We start from the raw sequence: 24,403 nt of genomic DNA, 5'->3' as shown, positions 1-24,403 counted from the left end.
GCTGCCGCATTCTGTCATCCGTTCGCAATCCTGAGACGGATGTCTGCTTTGCAGCGCGTATTACCCCCCTTGAATGCCGTCATGTCGCTGCGTGGTGTACGCACCGCCGTGGTCTGCGCGCTGGCCGTCCTGCTGGCGGTACAGGCGCTGCGCCTGGTGTGGCTGGTGGTCACGCCGATCGGCCCGCTGGGCACGCGAGCGCCCGCCATCGAGGCGACATTGGATCTGTCTGCGCTCGGCCGCGACGTGTTCTATCGCAACGTCGGCGACGCCAGCAGCGATGGGATCGTGCTGCATGGTGTGCGCGCCGGTGACACGCACGCGGCCGCCTATCTCAGTCGCGGCGACGGCAGACAGGGCGCCTACCGGGTCGGCGATGCGGTGGTGCCCGGTGTGGTGGTGCAGGCGATCGCTGCCGACCACGTGCTGCTGCGCACCGGCAGCGGCGTGCGCAGCCTGGGGTTGATCGACGCTGCGCCGCAGGTGCCCGCCTCGACGACATTGGTAGCGGGCACGACAACAGCAGGCACGGCCGCTGCGGTGATGTCGAACGTGGGCAACGCCACCAACGCATCCGCCGCCGCTGCCGTGGACCCGCAGCAATTGCTGAGCACCGCCGGCCTACGCGCAAGCGAGGACGGCAGCGGCTACACGCTCATGCCGCGCGGCGATGGGGCATTGCTGCGACAGGCCGGCCTGGCCGCCGGCGACGTCCTGACCCAGATCAACGGCCGCACCCTCGATGCCGAACACCTGCGCGAGCTGCAGGACGAACTACGCGATGGTCAGGCGGCCACGCTGACCTACCGCCGCAACGGCCAGACCCACACCATGACCCTGAAGCGCCCGCAATGAGTGCCGTTCGTCCCCTCTGGCTGATGACGGCCGCCTTGTTGCTCGCGCTGCCCGCCATGCCGGTCGTATCGCTGCGCGCGGCCGATGCGCCGGCCGTGCGCCTGCAGGACGTGGACCTGCGTGCCTTCATCCAGGATGTGTCGCGTGCCACCGGCATCACCTTCATCGTGGACACGCGCGTGCAGGGCACGGTGAACGTGGCGCGTGCGCAGGCGATGTCCGAGGCCGATCTGCTGGGCATGCTGCTGGCGGTGCTGCGTGCCAATGGCTTGATTGCAGTGTCCAGCGGGCCGGCGACCTACCGCATCATTCCCGACGACACCGCTGCGCAACAGCCCGGCAGTGCGGCGAATGGCAATCTGGGCTTCGCGACGCAGGTGTTCGCCCTGCAGCGCGTGGATGCGCGCAGCGCGGCAGAAATCCTCAAGCCGCTGATCGGGCGCGGCGGGGTGATCATGGCGATGCCGCAAGGCAACAGCCTGTTGATCGCCGACTACGCGGATAACCTGCGCCGCATCCGTACCCTGGTGGCGCAGATCGATACCGACCGCGCCGCCATCGATACCGTGACGCTGCGCAACAGCTCGGCGCAGGAACTGGCGCGCACGCTGACCACGTTGTTCGGGCAAGGCGGCGAGCGCAGCAATGTGCTGTCGGTGTTGCCGGTGGACAGCAGCAACTCGTTGATCGTGCGTGGTGACCCCGCACTGGTGCAGCGGGTGGTGCGCACCGCACTGGACCTGGACGGGCGCGCCGAACGCCGCGGCGATGTCAGCGTGGTGCGGCTGCAGCACGCCAGTGCCGAGCAATTGCTGCCGGTGTTGCAGCAGCTGGTCGGGCAGACCCCGGGCAATGAGGCGCAGCCCGGGCAGGACACCCGCTCCAACGCGGTGGATGTCGCCAATGCAGCGGGCGCCGCGCAGACGCAGGTGATCACCCCGGCCGCTGGCAAGCGCCCGGTGATCGTGCGTTACCCCGGCTCCAACGCCTTGATCATCAATGCCGACCCGGAAACCCAGCGTGCGCTGATGGAGGTGATCCGTCAGCTGGACGTGCATCGCGAGCAGGTGCTTGTGGAAGCGATCGTGGTGGAGATCTCCGACACCGCCGCCAAGCGCCTGGGCGTGCAGCTGCTGCTGGCCGGCCGCAACGGCACCGTGCCGTTGATCGCCACGCAGTACAGCGGCGCATCGCCGGGCATCGTGCCGCTGGCCGCTGCGGCGGCGGGCACGCGCAGCGGTAATACCGACGACGATTCGGTGCTGGAACAGGCGCGCAATGTGGCCGCGCAATCGCTGCTGGGCCTGAGCGGTGGTTTGATCGGGCTGGCCGGGCAAAGCAACGATGCGGTGTTCGGCATGATCATCGATGCGGTCAAGAGCGACACCGGCTCCAACCTGTTGTCCACCCCGTCGATCATGACCCTGGACAACGAACAGGCACGTATCTTGGTCGGCCAGGAAGTGCCGATCACCACCGGCGAAGTGCTGGGTGCGGCCAACGACAACCCGTTCCGCACCATCCAGCGCCAGGACGTGGGCGTGGAACTGGAAGTGCGCCCGCAGATCAACACCGCTGGTGGCATCACCCTGGCGATCAAGCAGGAAGTCTCGGCCATTGCCGGGCCGGTCAGCGCGCAATCCTCGGAGCTGGTGTTCAACAAGCGCCAGATCGAAACGCGCGTGGTGGTGGAAAACGGCGCCATCGTTGCGCTTGGTGGCCTGCTCGACCAGAACGATCGCCAGACCGTCGAAAAGGTGCCGCTGCTTGGCGATTTGCCCGGGCTGGGTGCCTTGTTCCGGCACAGGTCGCGCAACCGCGACAAGACCAACCTGATGGTGTTCATTCGCCCCACCATCATTCGCGATGCGGCCGATGCGCAGCGCATGACCGCACCGCGCTACAGCTATCTGCGCGACCGCCAGCTGGCCGATGGCGACCCGGAAGCGGCGCTCGATGCGTTGGTGCGCGACTACTTGCGTGCACAGCCGCCGCAGCTGCCGGCCGGCCCATCGTCGGTCGTGCCGAAGCCGACACCGGCACCCACGCCTGTGCCTGCCGCACGTCCCGCTCAGCGCTGATGCCATGACCACTGCACGCGCCAGCATTTCCTATGCATTCGCCAAGCGCCACGGCGTGGTGTTGCTCGGCAGCGACACTGCCGCACAGATCGGCCTGCGCGAAGGCGGCGATGTGCAGGCCTTGGTCGAATTGCGGCGTGCGCTGGGCATGCCGCTGCAGGTGCGCACGCTGGCGCCATCGGTGTTCGACCGGCATGTGTCGGAGATCTACGCCGATGCCGGGCTGGAGCAGGGGGTGCAGGTCGAAGCGCTGGACCTGCATGGCAGTCTGGATTCGTTGATCGACGACATCCCCACCGCCGACCTGCTCGACAGCCAGGACGATGCGCCGATCATCCGCCTGATCAACGGCATCATCGCCGAGGCCGCGCGCCTGGGCGCGTCCGACGTGCATCTGGAATCCTACGAATCGCGCTTGCGGGTGCGCCTGCGCGTGGATGGGGTGATGCGCGAAGCAGCGACGTTGCCCGGGCGCATTGCGCCGTTGCTGGTGTCGCGGGTCAAGGTGATGGCACGGCTGGATATCGCCGAAAAACGTATCCCGCAGGATGGCCGCGTGTCGCTGGTGATGGGTGCAAAGGCGCTGGATGTGCGCGTCTCCACGCTGCCCACGCGCGGCAGCGAGCGGGTGGTGCTACGTATTCTGGACAAGGAACAGGGCACGCTGTCGCTGGCGCAGCTGGGCATGCCGCCGGCGGTGATGCATACCGTGCAGCGCGCCTTGCAGGTGCCCAACGGCATCGTGCTGGTCACCGGCCCCACCGGTTCGGGCAAGACCACCACCTTGTACGCGGCGCTGAGCCTGCTCAACGATGGCTCGCGCAACATCCTCACCGTCGAAGACCCGGTGGAATATGCCATCGACGGCGTCGGCCAGACCCAGGTCAACGCACGTGTGGGCATGACCTTCGCCGCCGGCCTGCGCGCCATCCTGCGCCAGGACCCGGACGTGGTGATGATCGGCGAGATCCGCGATACCGAGACCGCACAGATCGCGGTGCAGGCCAGCCTCACCGGCCATCTGGTGCTCTCCACCGTGCACACCAACGACGCGGTGGGGGCGGTCACGCGTCTGCGCGACATGGGCATCGAACCGTTCCTGCTGGCATCGAGTTTGCGGCTGATCCTGGCGCAGCGGCTGGTGCGGCGCTTGTGCCCGCAGTGCCGCCGGGAGCGTACGATCGATGCGGGTACGCGCCAACTCCTGGATGCGCCTGCCGACGCATTGATCTACACAGCCGTGGGCTGCAGCGTCTGCCATCACAGCGGCTACGCCGGGCGCGTGGGGATCTACGAAGCCATTGCGGTGGACGATGCGATGCGCCGCCTGATCGGCGACAACGCCGACGAAGACGCGCTGGCGGCGGTGGCCTTCGCGCGCGCGCCGCGGCTGGGCGATGCCGCACGCGCCGCCGTGTTGCAAGGCCTGACCACGCTGGAAGAAGCGCTGCGTGTGACCCGTCAGCAGGACGACGCGCATGCCGCAGTTTGATTACACCGTGCTCGATCTGCAGGGGCGCAACCGGCACGGCGTGATCAGCGCCGACAGCGTGCACAGTGCGCGTGCGCAGCTGGAGCAGCGGCAATGGGTGCCCGTGCGCGTGGAAGCGGCCGCAGCGACAGCCGGCGCGGCCGTGCGCGCAGCACGCTTCAGCGGCAAGGACCTGGTGTTGTTCACCCGCCAGCTTTCCACCCTGGTGGAAACCGCGCCACTGGAAGAAGCCCTGCGCACCATCGGCACCCAGTCCGAACGCCGCGGCGTGCGCCGGGTCACCAGCCAGACGCACGCGTTGGTGCTCGAAGGGTTTCGCCTGTCCGATGCGATGGCACGGCAAGGTAACGCATTCCCGCCGCTGTACCGCGCCATGGTGGCCGCCGGCGAAAGCGCGGGCGCCTTGCCGCAGGTGCTGGAACGCCTGGCCGATCTGCTTGAACGCCAGGCGCAGGTCCGCAGCAAGTTGCAGTCTGCACTGGTCTATCCCGCCGCGCTCGCGTTGACGGCTGGTGCGGTGGTGATCGTGCTGATGACCTTCGTGGTGCCCAAGGTGGTGGACCAGTTCGATTCGATGGGCCGCGCCTTGCCCTGGCTGACGCGTGCGGTGATCGGCGTGTCGCAGTTTCTGCTGCATGCAGGCATCCCGTTACTCCTTGCGCTGGTGGTTGCGGCGGCGGCCACGTTGCACCTGCTCAAACGGCCAGCGCTGCGCCTGGCAGCGGACCGCGCGCTCTTGCGTGCGCCCCTGCTGGGCCGGCTGATCCGCGATCTGCACGCCGCGCGCATGGCGCGCACGCTGGCGATCATGGTCAACAGCGGCCTGCCGCTGATGGAGGGCCTGATGATTGCCGCGCGCACCGTGGACAACCGCGCGTTGCGGCTGGCCACCGACAGCATGGTCACCGCGATCCGCGAAGGCGGCAGCCTGGCCGCGGCGATGAAGCGCGCGGGAGTGTTTCCGCCGACGCTGCTGTACATGGCCTCCAGCGGCGAAAACAGCGGGCGCCTGGCGCCGATGCTGGAGCGCGCCGCCGATTATCTGGAACGCGAATTCGAGTCGTTCACCACCGCCGCGATGAGCCTGCTGGAGCCGGCCATCATCGTGCTGCTGGGCGGGGTGGTGGCGGTCATCGTGCTGTCGATCCTGTTGCCCATCCTGCAATTCAACACCCTCGCGCTTGGTTGAGCGCGGCCGTTTCTCCCGGAGATCCTCATGCAGCCCCTTCAATGCCGTGCACGCATCGACGCACTCACCTCGCGCAAACGCGCGCGTGGCTTCACCCTGGTCGAGCTGATGGTGGTCATCGTCATCATCGGCCTGCTCGCCACCGTGGTGATGATCAACGTGATGCCCAGCCAGGACCGCGCCATGGTCGAAAAAGCGCGCGCCGATGTGGCAGTGCTGGAACAGGCGCTGGAAACCTACCGCCTGGACAACCTCAGCTACCCGAGCACCGAACAAGGGCTGCAGGCCTTGCTCAACCCACCGAGCGGATTGACGCGACCGGAGCGTTATCGGCAGGGCGGCTATATCCGCCGGCTGCCGGAAGACCCGTGGGGCCACGCCTATCAATACCGCCGCCCGGGCCGCAACGGCGGCTTCGACGTCTACTCGTTTGGCGCCGATGGTGCAGAGGGCGGCGACGCCGACAACGCCGATATCGGCAACTGGCGCTGAGTGCTGACAGTGCCGGCTACTGCACAGCGAGCATCCATGTGCATGCGAATGCACGCGGCGCCAGCGCGCTCGAGCGGCTTTACCCTGCTCGAAGTGCTCGCGGTGCTGGTGATCACCGCGCTTGCCAGCACGCTGGTGGTGATGACCTTGCCCGATACGCAGCGCGATCTGCACGATCACGCCGATACGCTGGCCAGCGCGCTGATGCAGGCACGCGATGAGGCGATCATGAGTTTACGCATGGTGGAGGTCAGTATCGATGCCGGCGGCTACGCGTTCCGTCGCCAGGCGCAGCAGCGCTGGATCGCGTTGGATGAAACGCCGTTCGCAGCCATGCGCTGGCCGGACGGCATCCAGGCGCAGTTGCCCGCCGGCAGCGAGCGACTGAGCGTGCGCTTCGATCCCACCGGCGCGGCCACGCCGCAACGCATCGCATTGGGGGATGGTCGGCAGCAGATGCAGGTGGTGGTGGATGCCGCCGGTGTGGTGCAGGTCGATGCGCCCTCTCGCTGAGCCACGCGCATCGGGCGGATTCTCGCTGCTCGAACTGATGGTCGCACTGGCGATCTTCGGCATGGCGGTGGTCGGTCTGTTGAATCTGTCCGGCGAGAGCACCCGCACGGCGGTGGTGCTGGAAGAGCGTGCACTGGCTGCGGTGGTGGCAGAGAACCAGGCCATCGAAGCGATGCTGGCGCCCGCTGCTGCCGTACGCGCACCGGCGAACGGCCAGGCAGCGCTCGGCGATCGCCGCTGGGAGTGGCAACGCCAGTCGATGCCGGCCGGCGCTGCAGGCCTGGTGCGGATCGAGGTGCGCGTGCGCGCCGCAGGCCAGGCGCAGGAAGTGGCCAGCCTGAGCGTGCTGCGGAGTGCCGAATGATCTGCAGGCAGCGCACGCGCGGCTTCACCTTGATTGAACTGCTGGTGGCTCTGGCGGTATTCGCGCTGGTGGCCGCAGCGGCGGTGGTGGTGATGCGGCAGAGCATCGATCAGCGCGATGCCGTGCGCGCGCGCCTCCAACAAATCCGCGATTTCCAGCTTGCGCATGGCCTGCTGCGCAGCGACCTGCAACAGGCCGCAGTGCGCCGCACCCGCAACAGCGAGGGCGGTGCCGCCCGCAGTGCATTTGCCGCAAGCGCGCCGGGGACGCAGGGGCCGTTGTTCGGCTTCGTGCGGCGTGGCTGGAGCAACCCGGACCAGTTGCCGCGTGCATCGCTGCAATACGTGGAATACCGCGTGGTGGATGGGCGGCTGGAGCGCAGCGCACGCCCTGCGCTCGACGGCGCAACCGCCGGCACACCGCAGGTGCTGTTGCGCGGTGTGCGCTCGGCAGTGGTGGCGTTCCATTACCGCGCGCAGTGGAGCGATGGCTGGAGCGGCGGGCTGGAAGCAGTGCCGGATGCGGTCGCGCTGGAGCTGGAGCTGGACCACTGGGGACGGGTGCGTCAGCTGTTCCTGCTGCCGGAGGGGCGCACATGAGCGCGCTGTGCGTCCCTGCCAGGCAACGGGGCGTGGCCTTGCTCACGGTGTTGCTGCTGGTTGCAGTGATGACCTTGCTGATGGCCGCCGTGCTGGACGATCTGCGCTTTGGCCTGCGCCGTAGCGGCAATGGCGCGGCGATGACGCAGGCGCAGTGGTACGCGCTGGGGAGCGAGACCGTCGCGCGGCAACGGCTGCAGGCCATGGCAAAGCGCGATCCGCTGCGCACCACACTGGACGGCGGCTGGAACGACCAGCCGATCCGCTTTCCGTTGGACGACGGTGCCGTGAGCGTGCGCCTGCGCGACCGCGGCGGCTGCTTCAATCTCAACAGCGTGGTCGTCGGTGCGCCCGAGCAATGGCAGCGCAGCGACGAAGGTGCACGTCAATACCGCGCACTGCTCGAAGTGCTGGGCATCGCCCCGCAACAGGCGCAGGCGCTGACCGATGCGCTGGTGGACTGGATCGACAGCGACGCGCAGCCCGGCGCGCAAGGGGCCGAAGACGACCGCTACCTGCAGGCGGCCATGCCGCTGCGCACAGGTGCGACCTTGCTGGCCGGCGTCAGCGAACTGCACGCCATCGTCGGCTATACGCCGCAACTGGTCGCGCAACTGCAGCCGTACGTGTGTGCGCTGCCGGAAGGACGCCTGTCGCCGATCAACGTCAACACGCTGCGCCTGCAAGATGCGCCGGTGCTGGTGGCGCTGACCGGCGGTGCATTGGCGTTGCCGGCCGCGCGAAGCGTCATCGCCGCACGGCCGGCCGGAGGATGGCGCGACGTCAGGACGTTCCTGAGCCAGCCGGCGTTGCTGCAGGCCGAGCCTTCCAATGCAGTGTTGGAACAGATCGAACTCCGCACCCACTATTTCTCTCTTTACAGTCAGGTCGACCATGCCGGCGCGCAGGTCCTGCTTGAAGCGTTGCTGCAACAGGAAACGGCCGGCCGTGTGCGGCTGGTGGCGCGCCAATGGAGTTCCGACGAATGAGTAGTACCTTGCTGTTGCTGCCAGCCGATGCCGCGGCAGACCCCATTGCCGTGCGCGTGGATGGGCAGGGGCTTGTCGTGGCGCAGCACACGCCCAGCGCACTGCACGAACGTTCCGCGCACACGCTGCTGGTGGTGCCGGGCAGCGCGGTGCATCTGCGCTGGATGACGCTGCCTGGCCGCAGCGTGGCGCAATCCGTGGCGGCCGCGCGGCTGCAACTGGCCGAGCATCTGGCCACCGATGCGCAGGCCGTGCATGTGGCAATCGCCGAACAGGCCGAGCCCGATGGCACACGCCTGGTTGCGGCCGTGGACGCTGCGGTGATGCACCAGTGGTTGCAGCGCGCCGCGAGCGTGGGCGTGGTGCCCGACGCGGTGGTGCCGGATTGTCTGTTGCTGGACAGCGCCGATGCCGATCAGGCACTCACCGTGGTGGAATGGGATGGGCGCTGGCTGCTACGCGGGCCGCGCCTGGCCTGCAGCCTGGAGCCGTCGCTTGCGCAGCTGCTGCTCGCCGCACAACCGCGCGCAGCAACACTGCCGCCGGGGGCAGATCCGCACCGCGCCATTGCGCAGTTCGCACGCCATGCCGCCACAGCCCCGCTCGATCTGCGGCAGCACGCCTTTGCAATCCGGCCACAAGCGCGCTCCGGTTTCAGTTTGCGCATGCTGGCCGCATTGCTGGCGCTGCTGGTGGTCTCACCGCTGTTGTTGCTGCTTGCGCAAACGTTGCGCTACGAAATCGGTGCGCGTGTGTTGCAAGCACGCGCCGCCGCGCAGTTGGGTGTGCGCGATGCAGCGGCGGTGCCTGCCGCACTGCAGGCACGCCGCCAGGCGGGCACGGCGGCCGATCGCCTGGCCGTGCAACTGGGCGCCCTGTTCGCAGCGGTCGATACGCTTCCGGCTGCGGAACTGGACCAGCTCGATTACCGCGCCACACAGCCGCTGCGCGCGACCTTGCTGCACACCGATGCGACAGACCTGCAACAGTTGTCTGCCCGGCTTGCCGAGGCGGGTTGGCACGTGGATCCCGGCGGCAGTCAGGTCGACGACGATCGCATGCGGACGCCATTCGCACTGGAGCCGCTGCGATGAAGGCATCTTTGCAACGCGGCGCGCAGTGGTGGCAGGCGCGGGCGCCGCGCGAGCGGCGCATGCTGGGTCTGATGTGCGCGGCGCTGGCGGCGTTCATTGGTTGGTATGCGCTCTACACCCCATTGCGGCACTGGCATGACCGGGCCTGGGCGCGCTACGCCGATGCAGCGCAGCTGGTCCTCGACACTTCTGCGCAGGCAGCGTCGACCAAGCGCAGCGCCGCCCCGGGCCCCGCGGCATTGGCCGGGATCATCGCAACCAGCGCACGCGATGCCGGCATCACCATCAGCTTGCAGCAGCGCAGCGCGGCGGGTGGGGTGGAGGTGCAGATCGATGCGGTCAGCGCCGCTGCGCTGTTCGGCTGGCTCGAGCGGTTGCGGCAAGCACACGGCCTGGCCCCGACCCAGCTGAGCGTCGTGCGCGATCAGGGCCAACTCCGCGTACGCTGCGGGTTTGCGGAACCTGTCCCGTGACACGAATACGTTGGACCTTGCTCTTGCTGTTGATGCTGGGTGCCGCGCTGCTGGCATCGCTGCCGTTGCGCCTGGTGCTGCCACGCGAGGGGCTGCCCTTCTCGGTGCTGGAGGTGGAGGGGCCGGTATGGGCGGGTACCTTGAGGCAGGTGCAATGGCACGGCATCGCATTCGGCGATGTCGCGGTGCGGCCGCGCGTCGGTGCACTGTTGCGGGGCGAGCGTCAGGTGCACTTGCAGTCCACGCAGCTGCAACTTCAGCTGGTGGATGGCGCACAACACGGAATCCGCGATGCGCAGGGGCAGGTGTTGGTGCGCCAACCAGCGGGCCTGGCGTTGATCGATCTGGCAGTGGAGCTGCAGCGGGTGGGTCTGCTGTTCGATGCGACCCGCTGCGTGCAGGCGCGTGGGCAGGTCAGTGTGCAGTTGCTGTCGAGTGGCATCGGTGACGTGCCCGGTCTGCCTCCGTTGCGCTTGTCCGGACAGCCGCGCTGCGTGGACGACACCGCCGTGCTGACCCTGCTGCCCGACACTGCGCTGCCTGCCGGCATGCAGGCCACCACACAACTGCAACTCTGGCGCGATGGGCGTTGGCAGCTGCAGTCACGGGTCGATCCGGGTGAGGACGCGGTGCTGGGGGTGGCTCTGCAACTCTTGGGCTTCGCCGCTACCCCAGAGCGCAACTTACTGCGCATCGACCAGGGGCAGCTGCGCTGAGCGCAGCGTTGCCTGCTACGCGCCAAGCACGCGTTCTCCTGCACCATTAGCGTGCATGTCTGACGGCGGTGGCCTGGTCCAGACCGATGTAGCGCGGTACCCGATCAGTCTGCTGACAACGTTGTCGGCCCCATGGCCGCAGGCAGTCATCGCTGCAATTGGCCGGCTGTAGCGACGAGGCTTGCGCGCCGCGCTCGAGCTCGTAGAAGCGCGGAATGATGGACTGGGATGCGCCTTGCAACGATTGCGCGGCGATGTGCTCAGCCCAGGCCGAACACGAATTGGTCTGGTGGCGGGAGATTGGTCATTGACTGGTTATGTGACAACGATTCCCGATCTGCACCCAGATGGTCCTGTATGCACCAAAAAAATCCCCTAAAAACAGCGTAACGCCCGATCCGCCAACGCCAACGAACATTTTCGACAGTGACTGTTGACATGATCTTTTAAAGACCATAAGAATCAAATCCACTGAATTGGTATTTGCCAATCAGGGCCGTTGATCAGCAATGGCAGGCGATGTCCGTCCTGGGAGGAAGACGGGCATCGGCACCCACGGGGGGCCGTACGGGGTGCTCGCACACAACAGATCGCAGGCGGTTCCGGATGTCCGGAACTGGTGGCCTGTGCGCGTGTGGGTGGGTTGCCCAACGCCGGATCTGTCAGCGCTGATCGATCGGAATGCCAGCCGCGTCGTCGTCCAGCCATTCCACCTCAGGATCTCCCATGTCACCTGTCCCGCGTGCCCCGTTGCGTTGTTGTCCGCCTTCCTCGCTGTCCATTGCCATTGCGCTGTCGCTGCTCGCCTGTGGCGCCAACGCGCAGGCGCAGCAATCGCCGCCGGAAGCATCGGCGCAGATCTCCCAGCTCGACACCGTCAAGGTCACCAGCTCGTACCAGAAGAGCCTGATCACCGCCATGGACAACAAGCGCGACGACGTGCGCATGACCGACGGCATCTCGGCGCAGGACATCGGCAAGTTTCCTGCCGAGAACATCGCCGAAGCGATCCAGCGCATCCCGGGCGTGCAGATCTCCACCATCAACGGGCGCGGCTCCACCATCAGCGTGCGTGGTCTGGGCCCGCAGTACTCGGCCACCACCATCAACGGCCAGGTGATCAAGAGCGCCGATTTCACCGATGGATTCCGCTACGACATCATCCAGCCGGAAGTGGCTGCAGGGATCGAGGTGATCAAGTCGCCGTCGGCGGACATGGACGCCGGTGGCCTGTCCGGCACGGTCAACATCAACACCACCAAGCCGCTGGATTACCAGCAGACCAAGCTGCTGTTTTCGGCCAAGACCCAATATGCGGAATTTGCCGGCGGCTCGCCAACGCCCAAGGGGGTGCTGACCTATATCGACCAGTTCAAGTTCGGTGGCGGCGATCTGGGCGTGTTCCTCAGTGCCGGCTACCAGAAGCTCAAGGACCGCGCCGATTATCTGTGGATCGACCGGTGGTATACGCAGGACACCGACGCCGGCACCTTGTACATCCCGCGTCGCCCGCGCTATCGCTCGATCGAGCGCGAGACTACGCGCAAGATGTTCAATGGCGGCCTGCAGTGGAAGCCCAACGACCAGCTGGAAATGAACCTCACTGCACTGTACTCGCAGGACAAGACCGCCAACGACATGAACCAGCTGGTGTATTCGTTCGAGCGCAACCCGCTGACGGTGCTGCAGACCAACGGCTTGACCGCCACCCAGGTGTCGGCATCGGACTACTGGCTGGAAAACAATCGCCAGATCGAACAACACGATCTGTCCACGCAATTGTTCACCTACGACTTCAAATGGAAGGGCGATGCCTGGACGCTCGGTGGCGCGGCCAATTACACCCAGGGCAAGACCGACGAGAACGAACGCGCCGCAATCCTGGGCCGGATTCCCTCGGCGACATTGCTGGACACCTCCAATCCCGACGCGATCTCGCTGACCACCGATGCCGACGCCACCGATGCCAGCGCCTGGAACAAGACCAATCTGGTGCGTAGCGAATATCCCAACGGCTCCATCCAGTCGCTCAGCAACAAGGAATGGTCGCTGCAGCTGGATGCCGAACGGTATCTGGAGCTGGGTGCATTGAATGCGGTGCGCTTCGGTGCCAAATACCGCCGCGAGACCTTCGAGCGCGACGTGCGCCGGCGCGATTTTCTGTATCTGCTCAGGACCGGTGCCGTGTCCGGCTTCGACATGTTCCCGGAGCTGTCGGCCGCCAACAGCACGGTCAGCAACTTCCTCGACGGGCAGCTGGCCTCGCAGGACAGCTGGGTCACCCCCGACATCGCGGCCTATGCCCGCTCGCTGGCGGCCGCCGGCATCACGGTGCCGGTGCTGTTCGCACCGCAAAGCAGCTACAGCATCGAGAACGATATTTCCTCGGCCTATGCGATGGCGCGCATCGATACCGACATCGGCAGCATGCGCCTGCGCGGCAACCTCGGCCTGCGGTATGAGAACACCAAGCGCACCACCGACACCTACCTGACCCAGGCGCAGGCGGCCAGCGACGATGCCAATGTGGTGATCGGTACTGCGCGCGCACCCTACGACTATTCCAACTGGCTACCCAGCCTGAATCTGGTGCTGGACATGCGCGAAGACCTGCTGCTGCGCTTTGCGGCCGCCAAGGTACTGGTGCGGCCGATTCTGGACAGCAATACCGCCATCGCCTCGACGATCTCCACCGGCACCAATACCGGCGGCACCACCACCTATGTCGTCACCCAGGGCCAGACCGATCTGAAGGCGCTGACCGCCGACCAGGCAGACCTGAGCCTGGAGTGGTACTACGGCAACGGCGGCGCGCTGACCGTGGCCGGGTTCTGGAAGAACATCAAGAACGGCACCTTCAACAGCATCGTCTGCCCGGGTGCCTTCAACGGCACTGCGCTGTCCAGCAACGCGGCCGGCGACTGCGTGGACAGTGGCGGCGACATCTACGAGATCACCGCCACCACCAACGACCCGAGCAAGGTCAAGATCCGCGGTTACGAGCTGGGCTGGACGCAATCGCTGGATGCCTGGTTGCCGATCGACGGCTTCGGGGTGACCACCAATTTCACCCGGGTGATTCCGCAGCGCGATACCGATTTCCAGATCCGCAACCTGTCCGAACAGACCTGGAACGCCACCGCGTACTGGGAGAGCGCGCATTATTCGGCGCGCGTCTCGCTCAACCATCGCAGCGAGTACGAACAGGACAGCAGCGACAGCTTCTTCGCGCGCGAAGGCCACACCATGAAGGCGCGCACCCAGCTGGATGCGGTGCTCGGCTACCAGGTCAACGACAAGCTGAGTTTCCAGCTCGGTGGTTTGAATCTCAACAACCGTACCGAAGAAGCGTACAAGGACATCGCCAGCCGCTGGCAGATGACCGGTGTCACCGGTCGCAGCTACTACCTGTCGATGCAGTGGGACATGCTGTGATGACGGGCGAGCGAGCGCGGTGCCAGCGCGCATCGCTGCGTGCCGCAGCCAGGAGCGCGTGCAACGCCGTTAGTCAGCGCAACGCCGCAGGCGCGATGGACGCGCGCCATGCGGCGGCCGCGCGGCGTGCGTCACGGGCTGCGCCTGCAGTGCAGGCGAGCGGGCGCTGCCATGCGCAGGCGTGAGTTCATCAAAGGCAGCGTCTGCGCCTCGTCGCTGCTAGGCGTACCGGCGTTGCTGCCAGGCGCGGCGAGCGCTGTCACCGCCCGCGCGAATAGCGACGGTAAGCCGCGCCCGGCGCCGGCGGGCACCGATGATGGCGGCCAATGGCTGGACCTGGACGAGGGTTGGCGCTTCCATGCCGGCGATCTGCCGTTGCCGCGCCTGCTTGCGCAGGACGAGACCTACGACAACGCCAAGGCCGGCCGCGCCTGGGGTGCGGCGGCACCGGACTTTGACGACACCGGCTGGCGGCAGCTGCAATTGCCGCACGATTTCGTGGTGGAGCAGGCGGTGCGCGCCGACGCCAACATCGCGCAGGGCTATCGCCCGCGCGGCATTGCCTGGTACCGGCGCACGCTGCGGCTGGACGAGTCCGTGCGCGGCCAGGCGGTGGAGCTGCGTCTGGACGGCATCGCCAGCCACGCCACCGTGTGGGTCAACGGCATGCTGATGGCGCGCAGCTGGAGCGGCTACACCGGCCTGGTCATCGACCTCACGCCGGTCGCACGCTACGGCAATGCCTTGAACAGCATCGCCATCCGCGTCGATGCCGAGGCCATGGATGGCTGGTGGTACGAGGGCGGCGGCATCTACCGGCACACCTGGCTGGTGCTGCGTGCACCCTTGCATATCGCCGGCGATGGTCTGGCAGGGGTGCCGCGCGAAAGGCCGGGCGATGTCTGGCAGGTGCCGGTGCAGCTGGAGCTGGTCAACAGCAGCGAACAGCCCGCCGACGCGTGGGTGGATGTGGCGCTGCACGACCCAAACGGGGTAGTCGTGGCAAGCGGCGGGACGCAACTGCGCGTGGCTGCATTCGGCACCGCGCAGGCGGCCATCAACGTGTCGGTGCCGCAGCCGCAGCGCTGGAGCGTGGACACGCCGGTGCTGTACCGCGTGCAAGCCAACGTGCGCGGCGCAGATGGCCGCAGCGACCGTGCCGAGTGCGACATCGGCTTTCGCAGCCTGCGCTTCGATGCCGACCACGGCTTCTTCCTCAATGGCCGCGCGCTCAAGATCAAGGGCGTGTGCCTGCATCAGGACCATGCCGGCGTTGGCGTGGCGCTGCCCGATGCGCTGCATGTGTTTCGCCTGCAGCGCCTGAAATCGATGGGCTGCAACGCCATCCGCTTGCATCACGCGGTGGCGCCGGAATTGCTGCAGGCCTGCGATCGGCTCGGCATGCTGGTGATGGCCGAGAACCGGCTGTTCAATCCTGCGCCCGAGTATGTGGCGTTGCTGCGCACCATGGTGCGGCGCCAGCGCAACCACCCCAGCGTGTTCCTGTGGTCGCTGCTCAACGAAGAACCATTGCAGGGCACCGCCACCGGTTACGCGATCATGGCGCGCGCCGCCAGCGCGGTGCGTACGCTCGACGACAGCCGCCCGATCACGGCCGGCATGAACGATGGCATGTTCGCCACCCGCGGCGCGGCCGACGTGGTGGACCTGCTCGGCTTCAACTATCGCCAGTACAACTACGACCGCGTGCATGCCGCCCGCCCAGGCACGCCGATGTTGTCCAGCGAAGACACCAGCGCATTCCAGACGCGTGGTGCATGGTTCACCGACCTGGACGCGCATGTGGTGGCCGAAGACGACAGCCTGGCTGCAGACTGGGGCAACACCCATCGCCGCGCCTGGCAGCTGATTGCCGAACGCCCGTTCGTCGCCGGCAGCTTCGTGTGGACCGGCTTCGATTATCGCGGCGAACCCACGCCGTTCGAGTGGCCGTCGGTCGGGTCGTTCTTCGGCATCATGGACCAGTGCGGATTTGCCAAGGGTGCCTATTGGTTGCGTCGCGCGTTGTGGATCGACGATGCGCCGGTGTTGCATCTGGTGCCGCACTGGAACTGGCCCGGCCGCGAAGGCCGGCCGATCAAGGTGATGGCATTCTGCAATGCCGGGCAGGTGGAGCTGTGGCTCAACGGCCGCTCGCTGGGGAAACAGGCGGTGGATCGCGCGCAGATGAATCAGTGGCAGGTGGACTACGCGCCAGGCGTGCTCGAAGCGGTGGCCTGGCGCGACGGCCGCGAGGTGGCGCGTACGCGGGTGGAAACCACCGGCGCGCCAGTCGCGTTGCGGCTCACGCCGGACCGCACCCAGCTACGCGGCGATGGCCGCGATGCGCAACCGGTGACCTTGGAGGCGCTGGATGCGCAGGGCCGCCACGTGCCCGATTGCAATGCGTTGCTGACGCTGCAGATCAGCGGTGGCCGCTTGCTCGGTCTGGGCAATGGCGACCCGAATGCGCACGCCGCCGATCAGGGCACGCACGTGGCCTTGTTCAACGGGCTGGCGCAGGCGATCGTGCAGGCCGGGCGCGGCGCGGGCGTGTTGCGGCTGCAGGCGCGCAGCGCAGGCTTGCGCGATGCGGTGCTCGAGATCGCGCGCGTGGCCGTGCCGCTGCCAGCCAGCGTTCCGATCGTGGCGCCGGTGATGGTGGTCGAAAGCTGGCGCCACACCGCCGCCTTCGCGCAGCCGCCGGCAGCGGATCTGTCGCGCCGCCCCAACGACAACAATAGCTGGAGTAACACCTTGCCCGGCACGCTGGAAACCGCGCCCGAATGCGCCGGCTACGTGCTGTACCGCACCCAGTTCACACCGTGGCAAGGCGTGCAGACCCACGGCGGCATGCTCGATCTGGGGCGTCTCAGTGGGCCGGCGCAGGTGTTTCTGGATGGCCGTGCCGTGGCGCAGGCAGCGGCCGGCACCCCGATCACCGTGACGCTTGCACCGGCCGCCGGAGCCCGCACGCTGGCGGTCGTTCTGCAGGTTGCCGCCGATCAGCCGTTTGGATTCCACGACGTCGTCACCGTGCACTACCGGAACTCGCCATGATCGCCTCATCGTTCTTACCCTCGTCGCCCGCGGGCCTATTCGCCGGCGCAGTGCTGAGCGCGCTGCTCGCACTTCCGCACAGCGTGCTGGCCGCACCGCCCGCACAAGCGGTGGTGCAACGTTTGATCGGCCCGCGCGCCGCGCAGTTCGAGATGACGACGGCGCCGCGCGGCGACGGCGCGGACTGGTACAGCATCGACGCCGGCGGCGACACCGTGCGCATTGCCGGCTCCTCGCAGGTGGCATTGGCACGTGGCGCCTATGCCTATCTCGGCCAGGCCGGTGCGGCCTCGATGAGTTGGGAAGGCGACCGCGTCGCGCTGCCGGCGCAATGGCCGGCCTACCACAGCGGCCAGGTGCGCACGCCGTTTGCCCACCGCGCCTATCTCAACACCTGCACCTACGGCTACACCACGCCGTTCTGGGATTGGCCGCGCTGGCAGCGCGAGATCGACTGGATGGCGTTGCACGGCATCGACATGCCGCTGGCGATGGAAGGGCAGGAGGCAATCTGGCAGGCGCTGTGGCGCGAGTTCGATGTAAGCGATGACGCGTTGGCGGACTACTTCTCCGGCCCCGCGTTCACCCCGTGGCAGCGCATGGGCAATATCGAGGGCTATCGCGCGCCGTTGCCGCAGCAATGGATCGACAGCAAGCGCTTGCTGCAGACGCAAATCCTGACGCGCATGCGCGAGCTGGGCATGCAGCCGGTGTTGCCGGCATTTGCCGGTTACGTGCCCAAGGCGTTCGCGCAGGCGCATCCGAACGCGCGCATCTACCGCATGCGCGCCTGGGAAGGCTTTCACGAAACCTATTGGCTGGATCCGCGCGATCCGTTGTTCGCCAAAGTCGCACGCCGTTTCCTCGATCTGTACACGCAGACCTACGGCGCAGGCGAGTTCTATCTGGCCGATGCCTTCAACGAAATGCTGCCGCCGGCGGCCGACGACGGCAGCGACGTGGCCGCCGCCAAGTACGGCGACAGCATCGCCAACTCCGACGCCGCACGTGCCAAGGCCGTGCCAGCGGCGCAACGGGATGCGCGCCTGGCCGAGTACGGGCAGGCCTTGTATCGCTCCATTGCGCAGGTCAATCCACAGGCCACCTGGGTGATGCAGGGCTGGCTGTTCGGCGCCGACCGCGAGTTCTGGCAACCGCAGGCGATCGCCGCGTTTCTGGGCAAGGTGCCCCATGCGCGCTTGATGGTGCTGGACATCGGCAACGACCGTTATCCCGGCACCTGGAAGGCCTCGCAGGCCTTCGACAACAAACAGTGGATTTACGGCTACGTGCACAACTACGGTGCCAGCAATCCGTTGTACGGTGACTTCGCGTTTTATCGACAGGATCTGCAGGCCTTGCTGGCCGATCCGGACAAACGCAATCTGCGCGGGTTTGGCGTGTTTCCCGAAGGCTTGCACAGCAACTCGGTGGTCTACGAGTATCTGTACGCGCTGGCCTGGGAAGGGCCGCAGCAATCCTGGTCGCAGTGGCTCACGCAGTACACGCGTGCGCGCTACGGCCGCAGCGACGGGGCATTGCTGCAGGCCTGGTCGGAGCTGGAAGCCGGCATCTATCAGACCCGGTACTGGTCGCCGCGCTGGTGGAACAAGCGTGCCGGTGCGTATCTGCTGTTCAAGCGGCCGACTGCCGACATCGTCGGCTTCGACGATCGCCCCGGCGATCCACAACGCCTGCGCCGCGCGATCGACGCATTGTTGCAGCAAGCAGACCGCTATGCCGATGCACCGCTATACCGCTACGACCTGATCGAAGATGCGCGGCATTACCTCAGCCTGCACGCCGACCGCCAACTGCAGGCGGTGGTGCAGGCCTACACGGCCGGCGACTTCGCACGGGGGGATGCGTTGTTGGCGCGCACGACACGATTGGTGCAAGGGCTCGATGCACTGGTCGGCGGCCAACACGAAACCCTGGCCCACTGGACCGGCCAGGCGGCTGCCGCAGCGGGCGACGATGCCGCGTTGCGTCGCGCCTATGTCGGCAATGCGCGTGCCCAGGTCAGCGTCTGGGGCGGCGACGGCAATCTGGCCGATTACGCGTCCAAGGCGTGGCAGGGCATGTACGCGGATTTCTATCTGCAGCGCTGGACGCGGTTTTTGAGCAGCTACCGTGCGGCGCGCAAGGCAGGCACGCCGTTCGACGCAGCGGCGGTCAATACCCAGCTTGCCGCGTGGGAACGCCAATGGGCCGGGCAGGGTGCGGTATTGAAGCGTCAGCCACCGCGCGATCCATTGACCTTGCTGCGCACATTGCTGGCGCAGGTGGACGCGCAGGATGACGTGCAGAGCGCAGCGGAAAGCGCCAGGCAAGGCGCAACGCAAGGTGTCGCCAAGGAAAACGTGCAAGAAATTGTGCACGGCGCCGTGCACAGCACCACGCAGGGAACTGCACAATGAACAGATCCGCATTGCACATACTGCTCGTGCTGGAGCGTGGTAGCGCCGTTGCAAGCACGCAGCTCATAGGCAGCACAGGCGCATGGCGTCCCCACCGGCAGTCACTGGGCAAGGCACTGCAATGAGCGCACACACATTGCCTGCTGCGGCTGGCACCGCAACCACACCACCAAAGCGCGAACGCTTTCTCTCGCTGGACGTCTTCCGCGGCCTGACCATCTTCCTGATGATCCTGGTCAATACCGCCGGGCCAGGCGCGCAGGCCTATGCGCAGCTGACGCACGCTGCCTGGTTCGGCTTCACGCTTGCCGATCTGGTGTTTCCTTCGTTTCTGTTCGCCGTGGGCAGCGCGATGAGTTTTGCGCTGGCGACCGACACGCCGCATCGGCAGTTTCTCGGCCGCGTGAGCAAGCGCGCGGCGCTGATCTTCGTGTGCGGCGTGCTGATGTACTGGTTTCCGTTTGTGCATCCGCAGCCCGGCGGTGGATGGGCGTTCACGGCAGTCGATCAACTCCGCCTGACCGGTGTGCTGCAGCGCATCGCGCTGTGCTATCTACTCGCAGCATTGCTGGTGCGCTATCTGCCGCGACGCGGCATCGCGCCGGCCTGCGTAGCGTTGCTGCTGGGCTACTGGGCGGTGTTGTATCTGGTCGGCCAGCCCGGGGCGGAGTTGAGCAAGACCGGCAACGCCGGCACCCGGCTGGATCTATGGCTGTACGGGCGCGCGCACCTGTACCGCAAAGACGACGGCTTCGACCCCGAGGGCCTGCTCGGCACGCTGCCGGCCACCGTCAACGTGCTGGCTGGTTATCTGGGAGGGGGCTTCCTGCAGCGGCGCGGCAAGACCGCTGCCGCCACACGCAGCCTGTTGCTGGCAGGCGCGGGACTGGTGCTGCTGGCGTTGCTCTGGCACCCGGCCTGGCCGTTGTCGAAGAAGCTCTGGAGCGGGTCGTTCGTCGCCTGCACCGTGGGCCTGGACCTGCTGGTGCTGGGTATGCTGGTCTACCTGCTGGAGTTGCGCGGCTGGACCGGCGGTAGCGGCTTTTTCACCGTGCTGGGCCGTAACCCGCTGGCGATCTACCTGTTCTCCGAATTGTTCGTGGTGCTATTGCGGCTGCTCCCGGCCGGCGGTTCCGGGCTGGACCTTTACGCCTGGGCCGGCATTCGCGTGTTCCAGGCCATCGCGCCGGGCCCGCTCGGTTCGCTGCTGTGCGCGCTGAGCTACACGCTGCTGTGCTGGGCCGTGGGCTGGTGGATGGACCGACGGCGCTGGTACCTGCGGCTGTGATCGCCCGGCCCCGCGTTCAGTGACGCAGCCCCGGGCGCTTGCAGTGCCGGGCTGGTCGTCGTCATGCCCGCCCGCAGCTAATGCGCTGCGGTCAAATTGGTACTATATTGGACCTAACGAATCCAAGTCGGTCCAGAGGACAGGCAATGGCCAGACCGAAAACCGAAGCCCGATCTGACACCGATCCGCGGATGGACGCGCTGGCGCTCGATGGCGCTGCGCCGACGCCACTGTATCTGCAATTGGCGAGCAAGCTGGACGAACAGATCCGTGGCGGCCAGTGGAAGGCCGGCGAGGCGCTGCCGGCCGAGCGCCAGCTCTGCGAACGCCTGCAGATCTCGCGGGTGACCCTGCGCCAGGCGGTGGATGTGCTGGTCGAACAAGGCCTGGTCTCGCGCCGGCAGGGCGCCGGCACCTTCGTCACCACCCAGATCCAGCATCAGCTCAGTGGCCTCACCAGCTTCAGCGAGACGCTACGCATCAAGGGCTACGAACCCGGCACGCGCTGGCTGGAGCGGCGGCTGCGCCCGGCACACGGCGAAGAAATCCTGCGGCTGGGGTTGTCGCCGGATGCGGCGGTGGCCTCGCTCACGCGTTTGCGCAGCGCCGACGACCGCGTCATGGCCTACGAGCACGCGGTGCTGCCGCAACGCATCGTCGCCGACCCGCAGCAGATCGGCGATTCGCTGTATAGCTACCTGGACGCGCAGGGCACGCCGGTGGTGCGCGCGCTGCAGTATTTCCGTGCGATCAATCTGCCTGCCCGGCTGGCCGAACACCTGCGCATGAAGACCGGCGAGGCGATCCTGCACGTGGTGCGCGTGGGCTATGCCCGCGATGGCAGCGCGATCGAATTGACCGACACCTATTGCCACAACGACTTCTACGATTTCGTCGCCGAACTGCGCCGCTGACGCCGACGGCATCCCCCACGACAACCTCAGAGCCCGCCGATCCATGACTACCGCCAGGCCCGCAAATCCCGTTGTCTCGATCGCCATCGTCGGCGTGCTGTTTTTCATCATCGGCTTTTTCACCTGGATCAACGGGCCGCTGATCACCTTCGTGCGGCTGGCGTTCGACCTCAACGAGGTCAACGCGTTTCTGGTGCTGATGGTGTTCTACCTGTCGTACTTCTTCCTGGCGTTGCCGTCGTCGTGGATTCTCAAGCGTACCGGCATGAAGAAGGGCCTGGCGCTGAGCCTGGTGGTGATGGCGGTGGGCGCGGCCGGCTTCGGCCAGTTCGCCACGCAGCGCTGGTATCCCGGCGCGTTGGCGGGGCTGTTCGTGATCGGTAGCGGCCTGGCCTTGCTGCAGACCGCCATCAACCCCTACATCAGCATCCTCGGGCCGATCGAAAGCGCCGCGCGCCGCATCGCCCTGATGGGTATCTGCAACAAGATCGCCGGCATCCTGGCGCCGATCCTGATCGGCTCGCTGGTGCTGCATGGCATTGGGGATCTGTCCGCGCAGGTGGCCAGCGCCACGCCGGCCGCCAAGGAGCAGTTGCTCACCGCATTCGCGGCCAAGATCCACGCGCCGTATCTGGTGATGTCCGGGGTGTTGCTGGTGTTGGCCATCGGCGTGCTGTTCTCGCCGCTGCCCGAGCTCAAGGCCTCCGAAGCCAATGCCACGCCAGGCGCGACCGGCGTGCAGAAATCCAGCATCTTCCAGTTCCCGCACCTGTGGCTGGGCGTGCTGTGCCTGTTCGTTTACGTGGGTGTGGAAGTGATGGCCGGCGATGCCATCGGCACCTACGGCCACGGCTTCGATCTGCCACTGGACAGCACCAAGCTATTCACCTCCTACACGCTGGGCGCGATGTTGCTGGGCTACATCGCCGGCCTGGTGCTGATCCCCAACGTCATTTCGCAGGCGCGTTACCTGAGCGTGTCGGCGGTGCTGGGTGTGCTGTTTTCACTCGGCGCGTTGTTCACCCATGGCTACGTGTCGGTGGGCTTCGTGGCTGCGCTTGGGTTTGCCAACGCGATGATGTGGCCGGCGATCTTTCCGCTGGCCATTCGCGGGCTGGGCCGCTTCACCGAAATCGGCTCGGCGTTGCTGGTGATGGGCATTGCCGGCGGCGCGATCATTCCGCAGTTGTTCGCCATTCTCAAGCAGCACTACGACTTCCAGGTCGTGTTCGCTGCGCTGATGGTGCCGTGCTATCTGTACATCCTGTTCTATTCGCTGCGCGGTCACCGCGTGGGCCTGCCGGCCCAGGCCAAGTGAACCAGCCAGCATGATGCGTTCCGACGAACAAGGCACACCCATGCGCAGGCCCACCATCAAAGACGTCGCCGAGCGCGCCAAGGTCTCGTTGAAGACCGTGTCGCGGGTGATCAACAACGAGCCCTCGGTGATGCAGGCCACGCGTGCACGCGTGCTGCGTGCCATTGCCGACCTCGACTACGAACCCGACCCGTCCGCGCGCAACCTGCGCAGCGGCACGCCCTTCGTGATCGGCCTGGTCTACGACAACCCCAACCCGTACCACATCATCGGTATCCAGAACGGCGTGCTGGCCGCCTGCCGCGAAACCGGCTTCGGCCTGCAGATCCATCCCTGCGATTCCACCTCGCCGCTGCTGGCCGAAGAGCTGGCCGAATGGGTGCAGCGCTCGCGCCTGGCCGGCGTGGTGTTGACCGCGCCGATGTCCGAACGCCCGGAACTGCTCGCCGGCCTGGCCGCGCGCGGCATCAAGAGCGTGCGCATCATCGCCTCCACCGAAGATCCGGGCGATGGCCCGTGCGTCTACATCGACGACCGCGATGCCGCGTATGAAATCACCGAGCATCTGATCCAGCTCGGCCATCAACGCATCGGTTTTCTGTGGGGTGGCCCGCAGCACCGCTCCAGCGGCGAGCGCTATGCCGGCTACGAAGCGGCGTTGAAGGACTACGGCATCAACCTGGACAAGCACCTGGTGATTCCCGGCGACTACACCTTCGACGATGGCTTCCGTGGTGCGCGTCGGCTGTTGTCGTTGCGCGAGCCGCCCACGGCCATCTTCGGCAGCAACGACGAAATCGCTGCCGGCGTGCTCGCCGCGGCCAAATCCACCGGCATGAACGTGCCGTACCAGCTGTCGATCGCCGGCTTCGAAGACAGCCCGTTCTCGCGCCAGTCGTGGCCGGCATTGACCACCGCCAAGCAGGCCACCGAAGACATCGCGCGGCATGCCGCACGCTTGCTGATCAGCCAGTTGCGCAGCGATGCCTACGACGACCAGCCCGCGCAATTGCAGAACCGCGGCTTCGTACCGCAACTGGTGGTGCGCGGCTCCACCGCGCCGGCGCCTGCGTCCACCGGCAAACCCCTTCCCCCCGAATCCGCCTGAGCC

19 protein-coding genes are annotated in these 24,403 nt (G+C 66.7%); all 19 read left to right on the top strand.

The genetic code is table 11. The features are described 5' to 3' along the window. Nucleotides 1–39: 39 nt before the first annotated feature. The 19 genes from XnspCFBP7698_RS13060 (at nucleotide 40) to XnspCFBP7698_RS12970 (ending at nucleotide 24,400) form a co-directional block, all read left to right on the top strand. A complete protein-coding gene (locus XnspCFBP7698_RS13060; protein ID WP_104579132.1) occupies nucleotides 40–855 on the top strand; it encodes a type II secretion system protein N in 816 nt (271 codons plus the stop codon). Continuing rightward, nucleotides 852–2,936: a type II secretion system secretin GspD gene (gene gspD, locus XnspCFBP7698_RS13055; RefSeq protein ID WP_104579131.1), complete on the top strand. Its 2,085-nt coding sequence runs from the start codon at nucleotides 852–854 to the stop codon at nucleotides 2,934–2,936. Before XnspCFBP7698_RS13060 ends, gspD begins: the two co-directional genes overlap by 4 nt. A gap of 4 nt (nucleotides 2,937–2,940) precedes the next feature. Continuing rightward, on the top strand, nucleotides 2,941–4,428 hold the full coding sequence (gene gspE / locus XnspCFBP7698_RS13050) for a type II secretion system ATPase GspE (protein ID WP_104579130.1): 1,488 nt from the start codon (nucleotides 2,941–2,943) through the stop codon (nucleotides 4,426–4,428). Further along, nucleotides 4,415–5,617 (top strand): type II secretion system inner membrane protein GspF, encoded by a 1,203-nt coding sequence (gene gspF, locus XnspCFBP7698_RS13045; protein WP_104579129.1) that lies wholly within the window; start codon nucleotides 4,415–4,417, stop codon nucleotides 5,615–5,617. The genes gspE and gspF overlap by 14 nt, the downstream gene beginning before the upstream one ends. A gap of 27 nt (nucleotides 5,618–5,644) precedes the next feature. After that, nucleotides 5,645–6,109, top strand: a complete 465-nt coding sequence (gspG, locus tag XnspCFBP7698_RS13040; RefSeq protein ID WP_039414061.1) for a type II secretion system major pseudopilin GspG — start codon at nucleotides 5,645–5,647, stop codon at nucleotides 6,107–6,109. Between the two features lie 42 nt (nucleotides 6,110–6,151). Further along, nucleotides 6,152–6,622 carry a GspH/FimT family pseudopilin gene (locus XnspCFBP7698_RS13035; RefSeq protein ID WP_104579409.1) on the top strand — a complete coding sequence of 157 codons (471 nt, stop codon included), beginning with the start codon at nucleotides 6,152–6,154 and terminating at the stop codon, nucleotides 6,620–6,622. Beyond that, nucleotides 6,606–6,986 carry a type II secretion system minor pseudopilin GspI gene (gene gspI, locus XnspCFBP7698_RS13030; protein ID WP_104579128.1) on the top strand — a complete coding sequence of 127 codons (381 nt, stop codon included), beginning with the start codon at nucleotides 6,606–6,608 and terminating at the stop codon, nucleotides 6,984–6,986. Before XnspCFBP7698_RS13035 ends, gspI begins: the two co-directional genes overlap by 17 nt. Further along, nucleotides 6,983–7,585, top strand: a complete 603-nt coding sequence (gene gspJ, locus XnspCFBP7698_RS13025; protein ID WP_104579127.1) for a type II secretion system minor pseudopilin GspJ — start codon at nucleotides 6,983–6,985, stop codon at nucleotides 7,583–7,585. Before gspI ends, gspJ begins: the two co-directional genes overlap by 4 nt. Further along, a complete protein-coding gene (gene gspK, locus XnspCFBP7698_RS13020; protein ID WP_104579126.1) occupies nucleotides 7,582–8,574 on the top strand; it encodes a type II secretion system minor pseudopilin GspK in 993 nt (330 codons plus the stop codon). Before gspJ ends, gspK begins: the two co-directional genes overlap by 4 nt. Beyond that, nucleotides 8,571–9,668: a type II secretion system protein GspL gene (gene gspL / locus XnspCFBP7698_RS13015; protein WP_047697121.1), complete on the top strand. Its 1,098-nt coding sequence runs from the start codon at nucleotides 8,571–8,573 to the stop codon at nucleotides 9,666–9,668. The genes gspK and gspL overlap by 4 nt, the downstream gene beginning before the upstream one ends. After that, nucleotides 9,665–10,141 (top strand): type II secretion system protein GspM, encoded by a 477-nt coding sequence (gene gspM, locus XnspCFBP7698_RS13010; RefSeq protein ID WP_047697119.1) that lies wholly within the window; start codon nucleotides 9,665–9,667, stop codon nucleotides 10,139–10,141. The genes gspL and gspM overlap by 4 nt, the downstream gene beginning before the upstream one ends. Before the next feature lie 5 nt (nucleotides 10,142–10,146). Continuing rightward, on the top strand, nucleotides 10,147–10,857 hold the full coding sequence (gene gspN, locus XnspCFBP7698_RS13005) for a type II secretion system protein N (RefSeq protein ID WP_104579408.1): 711 nt from the start codon (nucleotides 10,147–10,149) through the stop codon (nucleotides 10,855–10,857). Nucleotides 10,858–11,583: 726 nt separating this feature from the next. Continuing rightward, complete coding sequence (locus XnspCFBP7698_RS13000; RefSeq protein WP_104579125.1) at nucleotides 11,584–14,292, top strand: TonB-dependent receptor; 2,709 nt, start codon at nucleotides 11,584–11,586, stop codon at nucleotides 14,290–14,292. Nucleotides 14,293–14,463: 171 nt separating this feature from the next. Further along, complete coding sequence (gene galA, locus XnspCFBP7698_RS12995; protein ID WP_104579124.1) at nucleotides 14,464–17,352, top strand: beta-galactosidase GalA; 2,889 nt, start codon at nucleotides 14,464–14,466, stop codon at nucleotides 17,350–17,352. Then, complete coding sequence (locus tag XnspCFBP7698_RS12990; protein WP_104579123.1) at nucleotides 17,349–19,772, top strand: alpha-N-acetylglucosaminidase; 2,424 nt, start codon at nucleotides 17,349–17,351, stop codon at nucleotides 19,770–19,772. The genes galA and XnspCFBP7698_RS12990 overlap by 4 nt, the downstream gene beginning before the upstream one ends. 121 nt (nucleotides 19,773–19,893) lie before the next feature. After that, entirely contained in the window at nucleotides 19,894–21,060 is a 1,167-nt protein-coding gene (locus tag XnspCFBP7698_RS12985) for a heparan-alpha-glucosaminide N-acetyltransferase domain-containing protein (RefSeq protein WP_104579122.1), read from the top strand. Between the two features lie 191 nt (nucleotides 21,061–21,251). Further along, nucleotides 21,252–21,974, top strand: coding sequence for a GntR family transcriptional regulator (locus XnspCFBP7698_RS12980; protein ID WP_047697111.1), 723 nt, complete (start codon nucleotides 21,252–21,254; stop codon nucleotides 21,972–21,974). Between the two features lie 43 nt (nucleotides 21,975–22,017). Then, complete coding sequence (locus XnspCFBP7698_RS12975) at nucleotides 22,018–23,292, top strand: sugar MFS transporter (RefSeq protein WP_047697109.1); 1,275 nt, start codon at nucleotides 22,018–22,020, stop codon at nucleotides 23,290–23,292. Between the two features lie 40 nt (nucleotides 23,293–23,332). Then, nucleotides 23,333–24,400 (top strand): LacI family DNA-binding transcriptional regulator, encoded by a 1,068-nt coding sequence (locus XnspCFBP7698_RS12970; protein WP_039414088.1) that lies wholly within the window; start codon nucleotides 23,333–23,335, stop codon nucleotides 24,398–24,400. The last annotated feature ends 3 nt before the right edge of the window (nucleotides 24,401–24,403 follow it).

It is taken from the genome of Xanthomonas sp. CFBP 7698, assembly GCF_003600855.1.
Taxonomy (GTDB): domain Bacteria; phylum Pseudomonadota; class Gammaproteobacteria; order Xanthomonadales; family Xanthomonadaceae; genus Xanthomonas; species Xanthomonas cannabis.
The sequence above is the reverse complement of the archived record's forward strand: the minus strand, read 5'-3'. Positions and strand labels throughout refer to the sequence as shown.